18 protein-coding genes are annotated in these 17,210 nt (G+C 70.1%); 7 read left to right on the forward strand and 11 right to left on the reverse strand.

The features are described from left to right. The first annotated feature begins 7 nt into the window (after window positions 1–7). The 5 genes from ABIA38_RS16125 to ABIA38_RS16145 all read left to right on the forward strand — a co-directional run bounded on the left by ABIA38_RS16125 (window position 8) and on the right by ABIA38_RS16145 (window position 4,213). Window positions 8–1,069 carry an ABC transporter substrate-binding protein gene (locus ABIA38_RS16125; RefSeq protein ID WP_424639325.1) on the forward strand — a complete coding sequence of 354 codons (1,062 nt, stop codon included), beginning with the start codon at window positions 8–10 and terminating at the stop codon, window positions 1,067–1,069. Further along, window positions 1,066–2,154 carry a FecCD family ABC transporter permease gene (locus tag ABIA38_RS16130; RefSeq protein WP_424639326.1) on the forward strand — a complete coding sequence of 363 codons (1,089 nt, stop codon included), beginning with the start codon at window positions 1,066–1,068 and terminating at the stop codon, window positions 2,152–2,154. The genes ABIA38_RS16125 and ABIA38_RS16130 overlap by 4 nt, the downstream gene beginning before the upstream one ends. Further along, window positions 2,151–2,990 carry an ABC transporter ATP-binding protein gene (locus ABIA38_RS16135; RefSeq protein WP_424639327.1) on the forward strand — a complete coding sequence of 280 codons (840 nt, stop codon included), beginning with the start codon at window positions 2,151–2,153 and terminating at the stop codon, window positions 2,988–2,990. The genes ABIA38_RS16130 and ABIA38_RS16135 overlap by 4 nt, the downstream gene beginning before the upstream one ends. Window positions 2,991–3,052: 62 nt before the next feature. Next, entirely contained in the window at window positions 3,053–3,739 is a 687-nt protein-coding gene (locus ABIA38_RS16140) for a (2Fe-2S) ferredoxin domain-containing protein (RefSeq protein WP_424639328.1), read from the forward strand. Window positions 3,740–3,856: 117 nt separating this feature from the next. Beyond that, window positions 3,857–4,213, forward strand: coding sequence for a hypothetical protein (locus ABIA38_RS16145; protein WP_424639329.1), 357 nt, complete (start codon window positions 3,857–3,859; stop codon window positions 4,211–4,213). A gap of 333 nt (window positions 4,214–4,546) precedes the next feature. On the opposite strand, the gene ABIA38_RS16150 is transcribed toward ABIA38_RS16145, so the two are convergent. Together ABIA38_RS16150 and ABIA38_RS16155 are read right to left on the reverse strand one after the other, a co-directional pair. Further along, window positions 4,547–5,116, reverse strand: a complete 570-nt coding sequence (locus ABIA38_RS16150; RefSeq protein ID WP_424639330.1) for a hypothetical protein — start codon at window positions 5,114–5,116, stop codon at window positions 4,547–4,549. 95 nt (window positions 5,117–5,211) lie between these two features. Continuing rightward, window positions 5,212–6,171: a hypothetical protein gene (locus tag ABIA38_RS16155; protein ID WP_424639331.1), complete on the reverse strand. Its 960-nt coding sequence runs from the start codon at window positions 6,169–6,171 to the stop codon at window positions 5,212–5,214. Window positions 6,172–6,676: 505 nt separating this feature from the next. Between ABIA38_RS16155 and ABIA38_RS16160 the strand changes: the two genes are divergently transcribed. Beyond that, window positions 6,677–7,450: a G1 family glutamic endopeptidase gene (locus ABIA38_RS16160; protein ID WP_424639332.1), complete on the forward strand. Its 774-nt coding sequence runs from the start codon at window positions 6,677–6,679 to the stop codon at window positions 7,448–7,450. Window positions 7,451–7,818: 368 nt separating this feature from the next. On the opposite strand, the gene ABIA38_RS16165 is transcribed toward ABIA38_RS16160, so the two are convergent. From ABIA38_RS16165 to ABIA38_RS16175, 3 genes are all read right to left on the reverse strand, one after another. Then, the gene (locus ABIA38_RS16165; RefSeq protein ID WP_424639333.1) at window positions 7,819–8,577 is read right to left on the reverse strand and encodes a class I SAM-dependent methyltransferase; all 759 of its coding nucleotides are present in this window, start codon (window positions 8,575–8,577) and stop codon (window positions 7,819–7,821) included. A gap of 432 nt (window positions 8,578–9,009) precedes the next feature. Further along, complete coding sequence (locus ABIA38_RS16170) at window positions 9,010–9,774, reverse strand: SDR family NAD(P)-dependent oxidoreductase (protein WP_424639334.1); 765 nt, start codon at window positions 9,772–9,774, stop codon at window positions 9,010–9,012. Between the two features lie 51 nt (window positions 9,775–9,825). Beyond that, a complete protein-coding gene (locus tag ABIA38_RS16175; protein ID WP_424639335.1) occupies window positions 9,826–10,521 on the reverse strand; it encodes a DUF4386 domain-containing protein in 696 nt (231 codons plus the stop codon). 104 nt (window positions 10,522–10,625) lie between these two features. Between ABIA38_RS16175 and ABIA38_RS16180 the strand changes: the two genes are divergently transcribed. Further along, window positions 10,626–11,120, forward strand: a complete 495-nt coding sequence (locus tag ABIA38_RS16180) for a MarR family winged helix-turn-helix transcriptional regulator (protein ID WP_424639336.1) — start codon at window positions 10,626–10,628, stop codon at window positions 11,118–11,120. Between the two features lie 218 nt (window positions 11,121–11,338). Here ABIA38_RS16180 and ABIA38_RS16185 read toward each other — a convergent pair whose 3' ends face one another. The 6 genes from ABIA38_RS16185 to ABIA38_RS16210 form a co-directional block, all read right to left on the reverse strand. Continuing rightward, window positions 11,339–12,199 carry a glutamate ABC transporter substrate-binding protein gene (locus tag ABIA38_RS16185; protein ID WP_424639337.1) on the reverse strand — a complete coding sequence of 287 codons (861 nt, stop codon included), beginning with the start codon at window positions 12,197–12,199 and terminating at the stop codon, window positions 11,339–11,341. 432 nt (window positions 12,200–12,631) lie between these two features. After that, window positions 12,632–13,267, reverse strand: a complete 636-nt coding sequence (locus tag ABIA38_RS16190; protein WP_424639338.1) for a hypothetical protein — start codon at window positions 13,265–13,267, stop codon at window positions 12,632–12,634. Between the two features lie 169 nt (window positions 13,268–13,436). After that, window positions 13,437–14,030, reverse strand: a complete 594-nt coding sequence (locus ABIA38_RS16195; RefSeq protein WP_424639339.1) for an RICIN domain-containing protein — start codon at window positions 14,028–14,030, stop codon at window positions 13,437–13,439. 34 nt (window positions 14,031–14,064) lie between these two features. Continuing rightward, window positions 14,065–14,631 carry a hypothetical protein gene (locus tag ABIA38_RS16200; RefSeq protein ID WP_424639340.1) on the reverse strand — a complete coding sequence of 189 codons (567 nt, stop codon included), beginning with the start codon at window positions 14,629–14,631 and terminating at the stop codon, window positions 14,065–14,067. A 528-nt stretch (window positions 14,632–15,159) separates the two neighbouring features. After that, a complete protein-coding gene (locus ABIA38_RS16205) occupies window positions 15,160–15,600 on the reverse strand; it encodes a hypothetical protein (RefSeq protein WP_424639341.1) in 441 nt (146 codons plus the stop codon). Window positions 15,601–15,887: 287 nt separating this feature from the next. Next, window positions 15,888–16,439, reverse strand: coding sequence for an RICIN domain-containing protein (locus ABIA38_RS16210; protein ID WP_424639342.1), 552 nt, complete (start codon window positions 16,437–16,439; stop codon window positions 15,888–15,890). Window positions 16,440–17,210 lie beyond the last annotated feature (771 nt).

The raw sequence follows: 17,210 nt of genomic DNA on the forward strand, positions 1-17,210 counted from the left end.
AGAACACGTGACTCGCGCTCCCCTGCGCCCGTTTCGATCCGAACGTTCCATACGTCCCGCGCGCGCCCCGCGCTCGACGCGCGCCGGCCTCGCCGCCGCGGCGCTCCTGCTCGTCGGTGCGCTCGGTGCGTGTACGGGTGCGCCTGCGGCCGACCAGCCCGCCGCGGCGGCCGGGAGCAGTCACCCGGCGCCGGTGAGCGTGAGCAGGTGTGGTGTCACCACGACCGTCGCGGCACCGCCGAGCCGGCTGGTCACCCTCAACCAGGGCGCCACCGAAGTGGCCCTGGCTCTCGACCTGCAGACCCGAATGGCCGGAACGGCGTACCTCGACGACGCGGTCCCGGCGAAATGGAAGGCGGCCTACGACACCGTCCCGGTGCTTTCCGAGAAGTACCCGACCAAGGAGAAACTCCTCGCGGCGCGCCCGGACTTCCTCTACGCCTCCTACTCCAGCGCGTTCACCGACAAGGTGGCGGGCACGCGGGACGAGCTGGGTTCCCAGGGCATCACCACCTACCTGTCGCCGCTGGCTTGCGCCGACAACAAGCAGGTGGCGCCGGTGTCCTTCCAGGCGGTGTGGGACGAACTGGGCGACGTCGCCGAGGTGTTCGGTGTCGCACCGCGCGCTGCCGCCATCCGGGACGCGCAGCAGCAGCAACTTGCCGAACTCGCGGCCAAGTCGGCGGGCAAGGGCCTGAACGTGTTCTGGTACGACTCGGGCACGAAGACCCCGTACGTCGGCGCCGGCCACGGCGGACCCCAGCTCGTGCTCGACGCCGTCGGTGCCCACAACGTCTTCGGCACGCTGCCCGGTGACTGGCAGAACGCGAGTTGGGAGCAGGTGGTCGCGGCGGACCCGGACGTCATCGTGCTCGCGGACGCCGGTTGGGACACCGCGCAGTCCAAGATCGATTACCTCGAACACGACCCGGTGCTGAGCAAGCTCAGCGCCGTCCGGCACCGTGCGTTCGTGGTCGTGCCGTTCTCCGAATCGACCCCCGGCGTGCTGCTCGCCGACGGTGCCGTCCGGGTTTCGGCCGGCCTGAGCAGCCTGGCCCCACGTTCATGACCGTGCCGGATCGTCCCGCCGCACGGCTCGCAAGCGCGAGTCGTGCGGCGGTGGCCCTGGCCGTTGCCGCGCTCCTGCTGTTGCTCACCGTGCTGCTCGGCCTCGCCGTGGGATCGGTCCACGAGCCGCCGCAGGTCGTGGCCGAAGTGGTGCTGCGCCGGCTCGGTCTCGGTGGCTCCGACGTCACACCGCTGGACGACCGGATCATCTGGCAGCTGCGGCTGCCGCGAGTCCTGGGGGCCGCCGCGACCGGCGCGGGACTCGCGGTGTGCGGCGCGGTGTTGCAGACCCTGACCGGGAACGACCTGGCCGATCCCTACCTGCTCGGGATCTCCAACGGCGCCGCCGTCGGCGCGGTCACCGTGATCGTCCTCGGTGTCGGAGTCTCCGGCACCGCGGTGATCGGCGCGCTCCCGGCTGCCGCCTTCGTCGGCGCACTGCTGGCCGTCCTCGTCGTGCTGGCCCTCGCCGGGGCGCACAGCCGGACCCTGCCGGCCTCGCGGACCGTGCTGGCCGGCATCGCGGTGGGGCAGTTGTGCGGAGCGTACACCTCGTTCGTCGTGCTCGTCCTCGGCGACCGCAACGCCGCCCGCGGCGTCATGGAGTGGACGCTGGGTTCGGTGGCCGGGGTGCGGTGGAACACGGCCGTCTTCCTGGCCGCGGTGGCCGTCGTCGGCACGGTGGTCATGGTCGCGGCCGCCCGGGACCTGGACGCGTTCGCGTTCGGCGAGACCGCGGCCCGTTCCGTCGGCGTCCACGTCGAACGTACCCGCTGGGCCCTGATCGCCGCCGCCGCGTTGGTGACCGCATGCCTGGTCGCCAACACCGGCGTCATCGGCTTCGTGGGTCTGGTCGTGCCGCACGTCGTCCGCCTGGTGTGCGGCCCGCGCCATGCCCTCCTGCTGCCCATGTCCGCACTTGTGGGTGCGTCCCTGCTGGTGGGCAGCGACATCGTGGCGCGCTCGGTGCTCCCGGACCAGGAGATTCCCGTCGGCATCGTCACCGCCGGACTCGGCGCGCCGTTCTTCGCATGGCTGTTGTGGCGCCAGGCAGCCGGCAGGCGGGCGACGGGGAGTCGGCCGTGATCGTGGTGAACCCGATGGGGCTCGATGCCGAAAACGTCGGCGTGCGCGTCGACGGCGCCACCTTGCTGACGGACGTGACGCTCGGCTTCGCCCCCGGCAGGACGACGGGCCTGCTCGGGCCCAACGGTGCCGGCAAGACGACGCTGCTGCGGGCCCTGGCCGGACTGCGCCGGCCGCAGACGGGCCGTGTCCTGCTCGACGGCGGCGACCTGTACGCCCTCCCGGCCCGCCGACGTGCGCGACAGGTGGCCTTCATGGAACAACAGGCCGACACCGCGCTGCCACTGACGGCCCGCCAGGTCATCGACCTGGGGCGCACGCCACACCGCGGCCGATGGCCCGTGCTGCCGGGCCCCGCGACCGCCCACGAGCATTCCGTGCTCGCCGAGGCCGCCGCCGCCACCGATGTCGGCGCGCTGCTCGACAGGACCTGGTCGTCCCTCTCCGGCGGCGAGCGCCAGCGAGTCCAACTCGCCCGCGCCTTGGCACAGGAACCCGGGGTGCTCCTGCTGGACGAGCCCACCAACCACCTCGACCTGCGCTACCAGCTCGGCTTCCTGGAAACCGTGCGCGGGCTCGGTATCACCACCGTCGCGGCCCTGCACGACCTCGAACTCGCCGCCGCCTACTGCGACGACGTCGCCGTGCTGCTCGACGGCCGCCTGTTGGCCCATGGGTCCGTCTCCGAGGTGCTCACCTCCACAACGATCGCGCGCGCCTACGGCGTCGACGCGACCGTGGAGCGGCACCCCCTGCATCCCCGACCGCACATCCGATGGAACGGCTTGCTTTCCGAGGGGTTCGAGTCATGCGCCAGGTCATGCGACAAGTCATGAGCCAAGACCGTGCGGGAACCCCCGCAGGGCCCGTTTCGGGCCGGGCGACGGTCCTGGTCGGCATGTCCGTCACGGAGGCCAATCGCCGGGCCGAACTGCTCACGGCCGCCGTCCCGTTGGACGCCACGACGGCGTTCCTACAGCAGGGCGAGCCGTCCCTGTCGGCCGAGCTGACCAGGCTGGCCGACGCGGGCACGGAGACCGTGGTCCTGATCGGGGTCCGCCTCGGAGCATCCGGTCCGGGCCACTCCTGGCTGCGGCGAATCGCGGCGTACTGGTGGCGGGAGCGCGCCGGCCATCGCCCCGAACTGCTCGTCGCCGCCCGGCTCGCCGACTCCGCGGATGCCGTGGCCGCGGCTGCGGCATCGGTCAAACCGATCACCGGCGAGGAACCCGGTCTCACCTCTCCGGCCTGGGACGAGGTCACCAACCACCGGCACCAGGTCCTGGTATGCCGCGGACCGCGCTGTACGGCCAAGGGCGCGGACGACAACCTGCGCTCGCTGGTGCGGCAGCTCGCGGAGCACGGGCTCGGCGACGACGACGTCCTCGTGGTCCAGACGGGGTGCCAATTCCCCTGCAACCAGGCCCCGTTGGTCAGCGTACAGCCCGACGACGTCTGGTACGGGCAGGTGGACCCGGCGACGATCACCACGATCGTGGCCGACCACCTCATCGACGGCCGGCCGATCGCAACGCATCGCCTCCCACGGCACAGGAAGGAGCCGCGAACCCGGGCGGAAGACTGAATTCGTCCCGCTCGACGAGCGGTGCTACGGCAGCGGCCTACGACACAACCCGAGCATGCCTGTCGATCAGCCGACCGCACCGGGAAACTCCGAGATCACCGACAGAGTCCTCGCGGCATGAACGTGTCCCTTCGACCACCCCGACTGCCGGACGGCACGCGGGCCTACGGGCGTGACCGCCCGGCCTACGTCGTGCGAGCCGTCCGCGAGTGCGGGGACGTGTGGCGACTGCGACCCGACGTGTACGTCGCGGCTTCCGCCCGGCCGTGCGAAACGGTGCTCCAACGCACCACCTACGAATACGCCACGTTCCCGGGAACCTTCCCGCCCTCCGAGGCGCCACCACCGGGGGCCCCGCCGCCCGAGGCGGAGCACACACACGGGCACGCCGCCCGGATGCGCGGCCGCAAACCCCGCGCCGTGGCCGCGCGACCGGCCACCGGCTGCGCGAGGGAGCCATCGTCGACAGCCTGACCGGGCTGATGGCCGCCATCAGCGAGACACCCACGCGCGCCGTCGGCTGGATCCTCCTGACCCTCGCCCGTCACCCCGACGTCGCGGACCGCGTCGCCGCCGAAGCCGGCGCCCTGCTCACCGACCCCTCCTACGCCAGGCCGTCGTCGACCATTCGGACCCGCCCACCACCCTGCGCGACCAACTCGCGGACGACCCCGACATGTTCGTCCGCAACGCCGGCGCGGCCCGCCCGGATCGGATCGTCCCGCGGCAGCGTGGCCGGGCAGGCCCATGCCGTCCGCCGGTGCGGATGTCAGCCGATCGCCTTCCGACGCCGACGAGGGGCGACGATCACTTCGTCTTCCTCTTCTTCTCTTTCTTCTCTATGACGCCCCCGAGGATGACTTCGTAGATCGCATCGGCGTGGGCCTGGGTGGTCTGATCCAGTGCGCCCTTGTCCACGAATTTGGGCACCTCGACGGTGATGGTGGTCGCGGCCTGCCGGGCGGACGTGGCTACCGGGGCGTACATGCCCAGCGAGTTGCCCTCGCCATGCTCGCTCGAGGCGTAGTGGACGTTCCCGGGGGAGCCGACGTCTTCACGGGAGCCGGCATTCTTGGACGAACCCGCGTTTTTGGCGGAGCCCCGAACGAACGTATTCCCGGCGAACGCTTCATTGCGTAGGGCCGCAGGTACATACTCGGCGGCCCTGACGGCCAGTTGGCGGGTGAGCTCGTCATCGGCAGCGCCTGCTTGGTTCCTGGCCTTCCGGGTGACTGGGTCGATCCCACCCTTCGGGTCCACGAAGACGCCAGGCGCGTCACCTTCCACTTTCACCCGCTCGTGCGCGTGCACGCTGACGATGCGATCCGGCTTGAAACGCTCCATGAGGCTGATCAGGGCGCGCGTCTCGGGCAACATTCGCGCACTGCTGGTATTGAACTTTCCGAAGTCGGCCGGGGGCCGTGCTGCCCGGCCGGAGATCGACTTGCCGTTCGCGTCGATCGGAAGGGTGGTCAGCTCCGCGTTCCCGCCGGCCCCAGCGCCCGCGCCTCCTGGTAACTCAGGCCGGGGAGGGGAAAGTTCCGGTTCGGCTCGACCGGTCCGCCTCCGGGTCGCGCAGGTCCCCCCGGCACCAGGCGGGCTCCGTACGGGGGGTGCGTCCCGTACTCGTGATGCGTGGCGACGATGAGTTCGGGCACGAGGATCGTGGTAGCCGTGTGCCGCCTCCCCACCGCCGAGTCGTCGGTCAATCGCTTCTGCAACAGCTCGACGACGTGCCGTCCTTCAGGCTCGTTTCCGTGTACGCCACCGAGGATCAGGACCCGAAGATCGGGGTTGGTCCCCGGGAACAGGTATGCCGGAATGGGCTCGATCCGACGCGCCCCGGGGTCCGGATCCGGATCCCGCACACCACCCGGGATGGCGCCCGGTTTGGCCTGCCACGCGCCGGCGCCGGGCGTGGTGCCGCCCGCCTTGGCGGGGTGGGTACCGATCTTGCCGGGCGTGGCGGGGGCGGTGTGCGGCGCGCCGGCGTCGGGCTTCCTGCCGGGCGCCCGGGCGGGCCGCGGCGCGGCGGGCTGCCGGCCGGAGTGGGTGGGTGCCTTGCCCGGCGCGGCGGGCGCGGCGCGACGCTGGGCGGATCGACCGCGCAGCGCGTCGAGTACGGTCTCGGACCGATCGGCGTGGCGCGCGCCGCCGACGGGCGCCCGGCCTCCGGCCGCGTCCGCCGGCCCGGCCGTACCACCCGCCGGCGCCGTCGTGTCGGGTCCCGCGGCCGTCCCGCCACCACGCCGTCGCCGGGCGACCCGGGTCACCTCCCGAGCGAGCAACCGCCGACGCAACGTCTCCGCCGCCTCACCCTGCCCATCCACGCGAGCCGGCTCGGCCCCGCGCAACCGCTCGGCCTCGGCGATGCGCAACGCCCGCGCAGTGTCATCGGCGTTCGCCTTGTGTGGATTCGCGAAGTCTGCCACCGAACCACCCTCCCATTCGGGGCACGCGAAGGTCGATAGTCCGCTGGTACCACAACCCATCCGCCACCGCGCACGACCGCACGACATCCGGCCGGCCGGGGAGTTCGAGTGCGCGCACCGTTCGGCCGCCGAAACCGATCCAGTCGGCATCGCGGTGCCATCCGCGCCTCGAAGGCGGCGGGCAGCGGCTTCGGCCGGTGGGTCGTGAACGCGCCGGGCGGGTTGCTCGACGGCTTCCCGGCGAGAATGTCCGCACATTTCGAACCGCGTGGAGCATCGAGAATCTTCGATCTCACCGGTCGCGATGCGTATCCGTAGAACCGATGTATGGCCATCAAGCGGAATATCGATCTTGCGGCGGTGCGTGAGTACATCGTGGGCGAGGGAATCCGAGAGGTCGTCGAGTATTGCCACCCTGCGTCCGGGTTGCTACGTTCCGAATCGAGTGTCGCAAATAGCACCCCCACCGTGCACCTATTTGTCGCAACGGCTTGTGGAGACGCTGATGATCGCACGCACTCCCGTACGAAAAACTCTGCTCGGCCTCCTCGCGTGCCTGTCGTTATGCCTGCTCGCCACGGTCGGCGCCGCGACCGGCGGGGCCGGCCGCGAGTCCACCGTCTCAGCGCACCCGGCCGCCGGCTCGGGGCAAGCTGCCCGGCCCGCGCACTTCGGCTCGCAGGACGGAAACATCTGGGCCGGATATGTCGCGACCGGCGCCCCACAGCTATTTCACCAGGTAAGCGCGAGCTGGGTGCTGCCCAGTGTCGACTGCTTTTCGCCGAACGACGTCACGGCTTTCTGGGTGGGTTTCAACGGGTATGGCGGCAGTCAAACGGTCCAGCAGACCGGAGTGGCGGCGAGATGTGATTCCGGATCGCCGGTGTACCAGGCCTGGTATGAGATGTTCCCGGACCCGCCCGTGTATTACGACGAACCGGTGGGCCCCGGTGATTCGCTGACCGCGACGGTGCTGCACGACAATAGCTACAATTACACGCTCAGTCTTACGAACAACACCCGGGGCTGGAACCAGACGACCAACCAGGTCGCCGGCCCGGATAACAGTGCCGAAGTGATCGTAGAGGCGCCCAATCACTGGATCGCGCCTTTCGGCACGATGACCTTCACCGGCGCGACGGTCAACAACAGCCCGCTGGGGTCCCTCGCTCCGACCGCGCTCTATATCTCGGGCAGCGGTCTCTTCCTCCTGGCCAGCCCCGGCAACTTCAACAGCGCCGGTGACTCCTTCTCGGTCCAGTCCCTGACGGACCACTGACCGACCGCCGCCCCGCCCCCACCACCTCCACCCCACGACTCGGGACGCCGGAACTCCGGCGTCCCGAGTCCCGTTCGAACCACTCGGCGACACCCGCGTGCCGCTCGGCACCCCGACGCGCCTCCGGCGATGGCCGGGCGCGCGTCGGCGGTCACCGGATGGAACGCATGTCTCCTGCGCGCCGCGACCGGCCGTCAGTTGGTCAGCGTGGAGATCGACCCGGGCCTCGCCGGGTCGGCAATTACCGCGTGCGGACGCGCCGGGATCCACCCGCGCGTCGTCCGGGGCAGGCCGCCCGCCGTTCGCATTTCTTCGCTGCGATGGTCGGGATCGAACGCCGGAGCGCGGACCGGCGACCCTGACGCGCCTCAGGCCCGGTCGGCGGTGACGGCCCATACCGGCAGGAGCAGCCGGTTCTGCTCGTCGGCGGACAGGCCGTCGACGAATTCCCGCCCGCCGGAGACGTTCAGCACGTCCACGATCCGGTACAGGATGTCCCGGGTGAATCTCACGGACACGGTGTAGGTGGCCGGCGTCAGAGCGGTGATCGACCAGCCCGCGCCGGTGAAGGTGTTGCGCAGTTCTTCCTCGGAACAGCGGTTGGGCGCCGCGATCTCCTTGGGGACCAGGTCCGAGAAGCAGACCACGTGCAGTGTTGCCCCCGGCGTGCCGACGCGATGCAATGCGGCGAGATATCGCTTTCGCTGTTCCGGTTCCAGGCCGTGGTACAGGGCGCTGTCGATCACCGTGTCGAAGCGGGCATCCGCGTCGAGCCCGTCGAGGGTGACGGCGTCGGAGACGACGAACCGTACGTCGAGACCGAGCGCCGTCGCCAGTTCGGTGGCCTGCCGGACGGCGTTGGGCGAGGCGTCGACAGCGGTGACCCGGTGCCCTCGCCCGGCGAGGAACCGGGCATTTTCCCCCAGGCCACAACCGAGGTCGAGGACGTCGCCCCGGAACCCGCCGGCTCTCTCGATCTCGACGAGCACCGGCTGGGGACCTCCGATGTCCCAGGGAATGATGTCACCGTAGATCTCCCCCAGCGGGGAGTCGGGGTCGTACAACGCGTCGCCGGCGTAGTTGGCATCGAATCGGGCGCGAGCCGGTTTCAGGCCGCCTTCGGACATGTTTCCTCTCCCGGGTCCCTGGTCATCTGCGGCTTTCATCGGCGTTGAGATCGGGAGGGCCACGCCGAGGATCCCCACAAGCCGAGGATCCCCACAATGGGGCAGGGCATTGAACGTGGTCTCACCGGGGGAAATCGGATGCTCGCCCATCTTGTCGCGGGGGACGTGGATGCGGAACTCCTCGAAAGAGTGAAGATGGCTTGCCGGCCTGGCCCTCGGAGCGTGGATGCGTGGGACCGGTGCTGCACACGAGGCGTCGGTGCGGTTCGTCCCGGCTGCGGTGCGGGCGGGGACGACCGGGAGTGGTCTCTCGGGGGAGAGGGCGGGCGTGGGGTCAGGACAGTGTCATGTCCTTGCTTGAACGAAGCCGTGGGGACGCGGGGAAGTGGGGACGTGCGGAGGGGAGTTCACTCGGGCGATTGATTTCGGGTCTCAGCCGGTGACGCGGCCGCCGGAGACGTCCACGGTGAGGCCGGTCAGGTACGACGACGCGTCCGACGTCAGGAACAGCGCGGCGTGCGCGACGTCCTCCGGTGTCGCGAGGCGGCGCAGTGGGTGGATCGCCGCGACCCGTTCCTGGATGGCGACCGGCATGTGCGCGCGGACCTTCTCCGTCAGCACCGTCGACGGTGCGATGCAGTTCACCCGGACACCGCGTGGGCCGACCTCGGTCGCGAGTTGCCGGGTCATCATGACGAGCCCGCTGTTGGCGACGGCGTAGGCGAGGTTGACCTCCTCCGGTTGGCGCCCGGCGGTCGAGGACATCGTGACGACGGCGCCGGAGCCGCGTTCGAGCATGCCGGGCAGCACGGTTCGGATCGTCAGGTAGGCCGAGGTGAGGTTGCAATCGAGTACCTCGCGCCAGCGCTCCTCGGTGAGGTCCGGCGTGGGGACCGCGCGGCCCTGGCCACCCGCGAAGGCGGCAAGGACGTGCACCGGGCCGAATTCGTCCACAACCTCCTTGTGCGCCCTGGCCAGCGCGGCGGCGTCGGTGACGTCGGCGATCGTGTACATCGCGGTGCCCTTGGCGAGGGTGATCTCCGCGACCACGGCATCCAGCGCGGTGGCGTCGCGGCCGACGACGCAGACGCGGGCGCCCTGTTCGGCGAACGCCCGGGCGGTGGCGGCGCCGATGCCGCGGGATCCGCCGGTGACGAGGACGGTCTTGTCGCGCAGGTCGGGATGGATGGCGATCATCACGCGTGCCCTTTCCGAGTTTCGGGATCGAGGAGTCTCACGGGTTGGTGGTCAGGAGACGGTGCGGCGTCGGGTGAGGGGGATCATCGGCGCGACGGCTAGCAGCCACACCAAGCCCCCGAACCGCACCACCGGCACCAGGTACGAGAACCCGGACACGGCCGGGGAGAGCACGGCAAGCACGCCGGCGACGGCGATCACCAGTCCGGGGACGGTGGCGACCCTCGGCAGCAGACCTGCCTTGAGTCCGGTCGCCGCCACCCCGAAGACGAGCATCGCGAACATTGCGGCGAACGCGGGGCCGCCCGAAAAGAACGACAGATCGGCGAGTGCCTTGGCCAGGGCGGGCGACGCGTCACCGGCGAGCCGTCCGGAGGCGTAGGACGTCATCGCGCACACCGTCAGCATCACCGACGCGCTCACTCCGCCGACGAGCGCGATCGCCGGGCCCGGGGCGGAAACCCCGAGCGCGCGCAGGCGCCGGTACAGGACCGCTGCCATGAGAACGAGCGGTATCGCCGAGGCCAGCAGGAGGGTCGAGCCGAGTCGCAGCGCGGAGCCGTGCCCGTGGTCGTAGGCGAGCACGGTGCGGGCCGAGGCGTCGAAGTGCGGCGTGGATCGGTTCACCACGACGTAGCCGATGGTGGGGGCGGTGAAGGTGAGGACCGGGGCGAGCAGTGGAGGGCCGATCTGCGGTCGACGGCCGGGGCGTTGCGAAGAGGGCGTATCGGTAGCGGTGGTGGCCATGGGGTCCTCCGAAGGCGCGGTCCCGGCCCGCATCGTCCGGCAGGCCGTGTATGAAAGATAATGATTCCAGATATGAACGATTGTCAATCGGGTACGCTCACCCCATGGGGATCAATCACGAGCAAGAGCAGCCACGACCTCCCGGGCAGCCACGGCCCGGTGCGGCGTTCCTGATGACGCAGATCGGCACGCACGCCGCCAACCTGTTCGCCCAGGCCCTCGCGCCCCTGGACCTCACGCCCCCGCAGGCCGGGCTCCTGCGGATGCTCGCCGCCGACCCCGGACGCAGCCAGCGCGCACTCGCCGACGCGCTCGGCATGCCCCAGAACCGCTTCGTGGCCTTCGTCGACACGCTGGAGCAGCGCGGACTGGTCGAGCGACGCAAGAACCCCGAGGACCGCCGCCTGCACGCGCTCTACCTGACGCCGGACGGCCTCGCACTCCTTGGCAAGGTCCGAGGTGTGGCCATCGCCCACGAACAGCGGCTGCTCCAGGCGCTGTCCGAGGACGAGCACCGGCAACTCACCGCGCTGCTGCGGCGCGTGGCCGCCCGGGAGGGTCTCCACCCCGGGGTGCACCCGGGCTACCGCTCCGCCTGACCGGGCGCTCGGGTGTCCTACAGGTCCGCACCTCGCCCCTGACCGCGAACGCGGTGGGTGGTCGACGGCGCTTTCCGGAACGAACGCGGCAGGCCGGCCTCCGAAGCCTCTGTCGGACGGGCCGAGAACACGATCGCACTCGACGATCGACCGTCCGGTGGGTCGAGGCGGCTGCCGCGGCCCGAGTGGCCACCGCGGCGGCTCGGGTGGCCCACCCTTCAGTCCACGTAGCGCGCGGTCGGCGGGGCCGGGTTCGGGTCGGACAGGTTCTTGGCGAGCCACTTCCGGTAGGAGACCATCCACGGGCTGTCCGGGCCACCCGCGCGGTAGTCCTCCAGGATCCCGTTGACCCGTCGGACGAGGTCGGTGTCGTTCGGATTCATCGCGACTCCGTACAACGTCTCGTCGAGGCGTGGCTCCAGAACGCGGATCATCGGATCCTGCGCGGCCAGTCCCGCGGCGAGCGAACCGTGTGTGAGAATCGCGTCGGTCTGCCCCTCCTGCAAGCGCACCAGGCAGTCGAGATGGTTGTCGGCAAGGTCGACGATCGCGCCGAGGTTCGCCTGCGCCAACACGTCCACAGCCGTGGTGCCGGCGCCCACGCACACCCGCCGCCCGCGCAGCCCCGTGTCGAAGGCCCGGACGGGCGACCCCTTGGGTACCACGAGCTGTTGACCACTGCGGAAGTAGACGGTGGAGAAGGCTACTTCGGTCATGCGCCGGCACGTGATGGTCATCGTCCGCACCATTACGTCGACGTCTCCGGCCCGGATCCGCGCGACCCGCTGCTCGGGGGACATGGTCACGAATTTGACCTGCGCGCCCGGGCCCAGGATCCCGCGGGCGATCGCCCACACGATGTCGATGTCGAACCCGACGATCTCGCCCGTCACCGGGTCCGCGGACCCCCACAGATAACTGTTGAGGTCGACTCCCGCGATCAGAAATCCGCGCTGCCGGATCCGGGCGATCGCCGGCCCGTCGGCATCCGTCGGCCGCAGACTGGCCCACGGATCACACCCGAGCGGCGCGGCCGACGGCGTGGTGGGCTCCGGCGCCGCCGGCGCCCCGACAACCACCGCGGGCGCCGGGCGCCTCGCGGACGGGGAACCACCGCACCCGGCCGCAATCCCCATGAGCACGACCGTGATCAGACACCCGGCCACCAGCCTTGCCGGCTGTACGCGCATCGCGCGCCACGTCCTCCCCGTACGAAGCCCGCCCGAGGTGCCGCGTGCACGATCCGCGGACAGCCCCGGGTTCGATCGACACCATCCTCGCGTCCCGACGGGCGTCAGGTGTGGGTATTTCCCTACGCCGCGCCCCCGTTCCGCTGCCACCTCGCCAACCGCCGCGCAAAAAGTCGGTGCGCCGCTCGCAGTGATCAAGCCGAACGACTGCATCTGCATCCATCGGTCGGCGAGAAGCCGATCCGGATTCCGCGGCGGAACACGACGAGTTCGACGGGATTCCGGTTCGCCGAGTGATCCGACCGTCCGCACGCGCGTGGCTCAGTCGCGACGAGGCGCCAGTGCCTCCTGCGAGTTGCGGAAGGCTACGGCGAGAAAGCCACGGCTCGTGTAGTACCAGGGGTATTCGTAGACGCTGTTGTCGGCGGCCGCGAACCGGACCGCGAGGTCGATCCATCGGTCCGACATCGCGAGGCAGAAAGTCAAGACGCTGAGGTCGTGCAGCCAGGTGGGATTGCGGCCGGCACCGTCCTTGGGGTAGGTCGCGAGGGCCGCGTCGAGGTCGGCCCGACGTTCGGGGTGCGACCAGAACACGCCGATGTCGAAATCGGGGTCGCGGTCGTTCGCGCGCAGTTGGTACTCGACGTGCGCCTGCAACACCAGGAGGGCCGGCGGCGATCCGGCCGGCGCGTGGGGTCGGCCGCCGCGGATCAGCACGGCGCCGTCGTCCGTCCGGTCGTCGACCGCCACGGTGACGTCGGTGGCGAACCGCACCGCCCGGGCGGGGGATTCGGCCTCCTCGGCCTCGGCCCCGGCCCCGGGCGCGGTTGCCTTGCGGGCGGGACGGTCTGGACAGTCGGGCTCGGCCGGGCCGGCATCGACCGGGCCGGTGGGGCGGCGCAGCCACGGTTCGGTCGCGAGCAGCCGGGTCAGCGGCGCCATCCGTCGTCGTGCCATCGGGGGATTCCCCGTGACCGGGACCCCTGTGTCGTCCATGGCGGGTCAGGGCCGGGGGTGGGCGAGTATCAGGCCTGATACTCGCCCACCCCCGGCCCATCCCTGACGTTCCGTCAGTACGCGTGGGGACAACGTCTCGTACGTGTGTCTCACACCGCGACGGCGCCGATCAGACCTGTTGGAGCCAGTACATGTCGGCCCGGTAGCGCCATTCCTGGGTAACGGCGCCGATCGACGTGAAGTCCGAGATCGCGACGAACATCTTGCTGTGCTGGACCTGCATCACGAACTTCGCAGGTCCACCTATGGGGTGGCTGTCGTAGAACAGCTTGAACCGCTGGTGCGGAAGGTTGTTGCAGTCTTCGACCGCGAGAATGGCACCCTCGTTGCCGTTGCCCTGCGTGACGCCCATGCACCAGGGACCACCGGCCCACCTGGTCACGAACGTGTACTCGGTGTTTTCCAGGGGATCGCCGAAGACCGGCCTGGTGTGGCACATGGTCCACTTCTCGTCGTCCCAGTCGTTCCAGGGCATTTGGATGACCCGCCCGTGCCGGAAGTCGTCGCTCTGGTCGAAGTCGAGGAACATGCCGCTGCCGGTGTGGATGATGTAGACGCCCCCACAGTCCATGTCCGACGGCCACGACGGGTTGGCGTGGGCGGTGGGCGAGGCGGTGAGGAGCATCGCGGCCGCGACGATCGTGGTGGTGAGCGCGGCGACGAGGCGTCGAATGGGTAACCGGGTTCGGGTCGTACGCGTCATGGCTGTCCTACCATTCCGGGGTCGGTGGGACGGGTCAGCAGTGCAGGCGCGCGCGGGCGGTCGCGCGCAGGGTGCCGGGGGGTTCGGGTTGGGCACACGAGACGGTGCCCTGATCGGGGGACGTGAAGGTGACGTAGGTGCCCCTGCCGGCGTTGTCGGGGATCCGGACCCACTTGCCGGTATTGGTGCCGGTGCGACCGCAGATGTCCATGATCCACTCGCCCTCCACCCGCTCGGTGCCGCGGTAAAGCCCGTAGACACCGGGTTGGTTGAAGCGCACGGTTCGAGTCTGGGTGCTGGTTTTGGTGCTGCCGACGTTGGTGGCGACGCTGAGACCGTACTTCGTGCCGACGCTGCCGAGGGTGGTCTTGTCCTCGGTGGAGAACTCGAGATTGTTGTTGACCGAGGTACTGACCGAGTTCACCTCGCTGAGCGTGCGGGTGTCCTCGTAGGTGGTACCCGGGGCGACCGCGATGCTGTCCCACTCGGTGATGACCGGGCTGAGCACCGCCGTGTCGGGGGTACCCCGGTAGCGGGTGATGTTCGGGTTGCAGTCGGGTGAATCCGCGTACGCGGGGGCGGCCCGGATTCCCACGACCATGCACGCGAGCGTCGCGATGGCGGCGGAAGCGGCGAGAGGGCGCCGTAATGTCGGACGGGGGACACTCACGGATCGACTCCTTCGACAGACGGGGACCGCCCCTTCCGCGATGGCATGGGAGCGCGTCATCGCGGAGGGCGGCTCGCAGTGAGCCTGGCATTGGTGACGTGGGTCACCCATCAACCCGTGGGATGGGTGACGCGGACGTCCTGCCGAATGATGTATCGATCACCGTTGACACCACGGTGTTCCGCCCAGAAGCATCTGATCAGCGGATCGCCGAACCGCGACCCAGTGTGTTCGATGCGCCGCCGGCACACCGGAACATTCGATATCGCGCAGGTCAGCGGCCATCCGAAGGCGCATCCGGGCTATCGGGGACGCCTCGCGAGGTGCGGCACATCCCGCCGGAGCAAACGCGAACCCGCGCCGTCCGTTTCGGGCCACGGACGCGTCGCCCCGGCCTCGACCGCGACACCCGCTTCAAGGTTGCCGGCGCGGCGCGGCGCGGCGTGGGGCGGCACGCGGTCAGCGGCGGCCGGTGGCCAGGACGACGAGGAACTGGCCGCCGCCCGCCTCGATGTCGGCGGTCACCGGCAGGCCCGGTACCAGTCGGGAGAACCGGTCCACCAACCAATCCGCCGCCTCCTGCGCGTCCTTCCTGGTCGGACAACGGCCCACCATCTCGCGGCCGCCCTTGCGCTCCAGCCTCCCGGCAACGGTGATCAGCGGCGCGGGTTCGACCACGTACAGGCGGTCCGGCCAGGCGATCACCACCTTGACCGCGCCCTTGCGACTGTTGCACCCGCGGTGCGCGAGCCGCTCGGCGACCTTGGCCTTCCGGTCGGCGGTCCGACTGTCGACGCTTGGCCCCCGCGGGTCGTTCACCGATTCGTCGGGGTCGACCGGTTCGTCGCACACCCAGCACCGCCAGCCGTCGCGCTCGGCCACATCATCAAGGAGACTCATCCGAGCAAACTAGCCTGCCCGGCCGCCACCCCGGTGCACCAGGGCCTTGGCAAAGTCTTGGGAGCAGGCACTGACGCCCCGTCAGAGCAGTGCCCCGCCCTGCACCGGTTCGGCCGTCGGCGAAGGGCGGCGGACAGGGCGGTGATCCGGACGGGCATGGTGCGGCGGAAGTCGTGCCGCGGATCCCGAGATCGTGGTGCGCGTGGCCGGGCGCCGGAGGGCGACGACCGACGGGCCGGCGGGGACGAATCCCCACCGGCCCGTGGCCTGTTCCGTCACACGTCAGATCAGACGGGCATGGTGAACCAGCGCTGGTTCCACCCGCCGTTCCACGGCCACTGCACGGCCTGGGTACCCCACGCCTCGGAACCGCCGGGCATGTCCAGGTTTATGCCACTGGTGTAGTTGTGGAGCTCCTTGCCGCCGGTGACGTTGTTGAAGTACCAGAGCTGATTGCCATCCATCTTGCAGTCCCACTGGATGAGGCCGGTGCCGGCGCTGGTGCTGCCGCCGGGCACGTCCAGGCACTTGCCGCTGTTCACGTTGACGATCTCGACGTAGCCCGTGTAGCTCCGCCGGGTGAACCAGCGCTGGTCGCTGTTGCCGTTGCACTCCCACTGGATCACGGCCGCCCCGTTGTTGCTGCTGCCACCCTGAACCCCCAGGCAAAGGGCCCCGTGCTCGCCGTCACCCCAGACCCGCTGGAACTCGAACCGCTGGTTCGCCGGCGGGGCGTCCGGGCTGGCGGTGGCGGACGCACTCGGCGCCATCGTAAGCACGCCGAAGACGGCGAGCGCGAGCGCCCCCATCAACGTCGCGGCCTTCTTGAAGATATTCACGACTCAACGTTCCGTTCTCGAGGTGATCGTGGTTCGATACACCACGCAACCCACGAAGAACCATCCGGGCACAGCGACGCACCCCCCTCGCCCGGCACGTCACGCCCCCGAACGCCCCCGCGCGCCGCATGGCGAAGACACGGTCGAACCCGGCGAGTTCGCAGCGCCGCCGCTCGGCGGCCCGACCCGCCCGCTCCGGCCGTGCCCAAGTCTGGATCTTAGCCGATGAGTTGATCAAGGTCCGTACGGCAAATGGCCGTTGTACGCCTGGCGGACTTCGGCGGACTTCGGGGGACTTCAGGGGTCTTCGGGGGTCCTCGGGGGAAACGGAGACGGAACGACCGACGCGCGCCGGCGGGGAGGGATCCACGGGCCACCACGTTCATCGCGGTGGTGGCTCCATACCGGATACCGGCCGGTCATCGACGAACTCGGCGCCCGGTACCTGCCCTTGTCGATCAGGGTCCGGTCGGCGGTGGGGCCCCAGGAGGGGTTGCTGTTCCGGGTATCGGCGAGGCAGTCGTCGGTGCGCGTGGCGATTGCTCCCCACGTACCGTCGGCCGCCTGCTTCTCGACGGTCACGGTGACCGAACAAGCGGCCCATTGCGCCGGCCGCGGACTGCGAAAGACCATGGTGGGGAAGCCGCTGATCGCGCCGTTGGAAACCCACATAACAGGTGTCGATCGTGCTCTGCGGATCGACCGCGACCGGATTCTCGCCGGTACACAGGCTCCGGTTGTTGTCGGCGGGCCCGAACGCCCGTGTCGGGG

Source organism: Embleya sp. AB8, assembly GCF_049739465.1.
Taxonomy (GTDB): domain Bacteria; phylum Actinomycetota; class Actinomycetes; order Streptomycetales; family Streptomycetaceae; genus Embleya.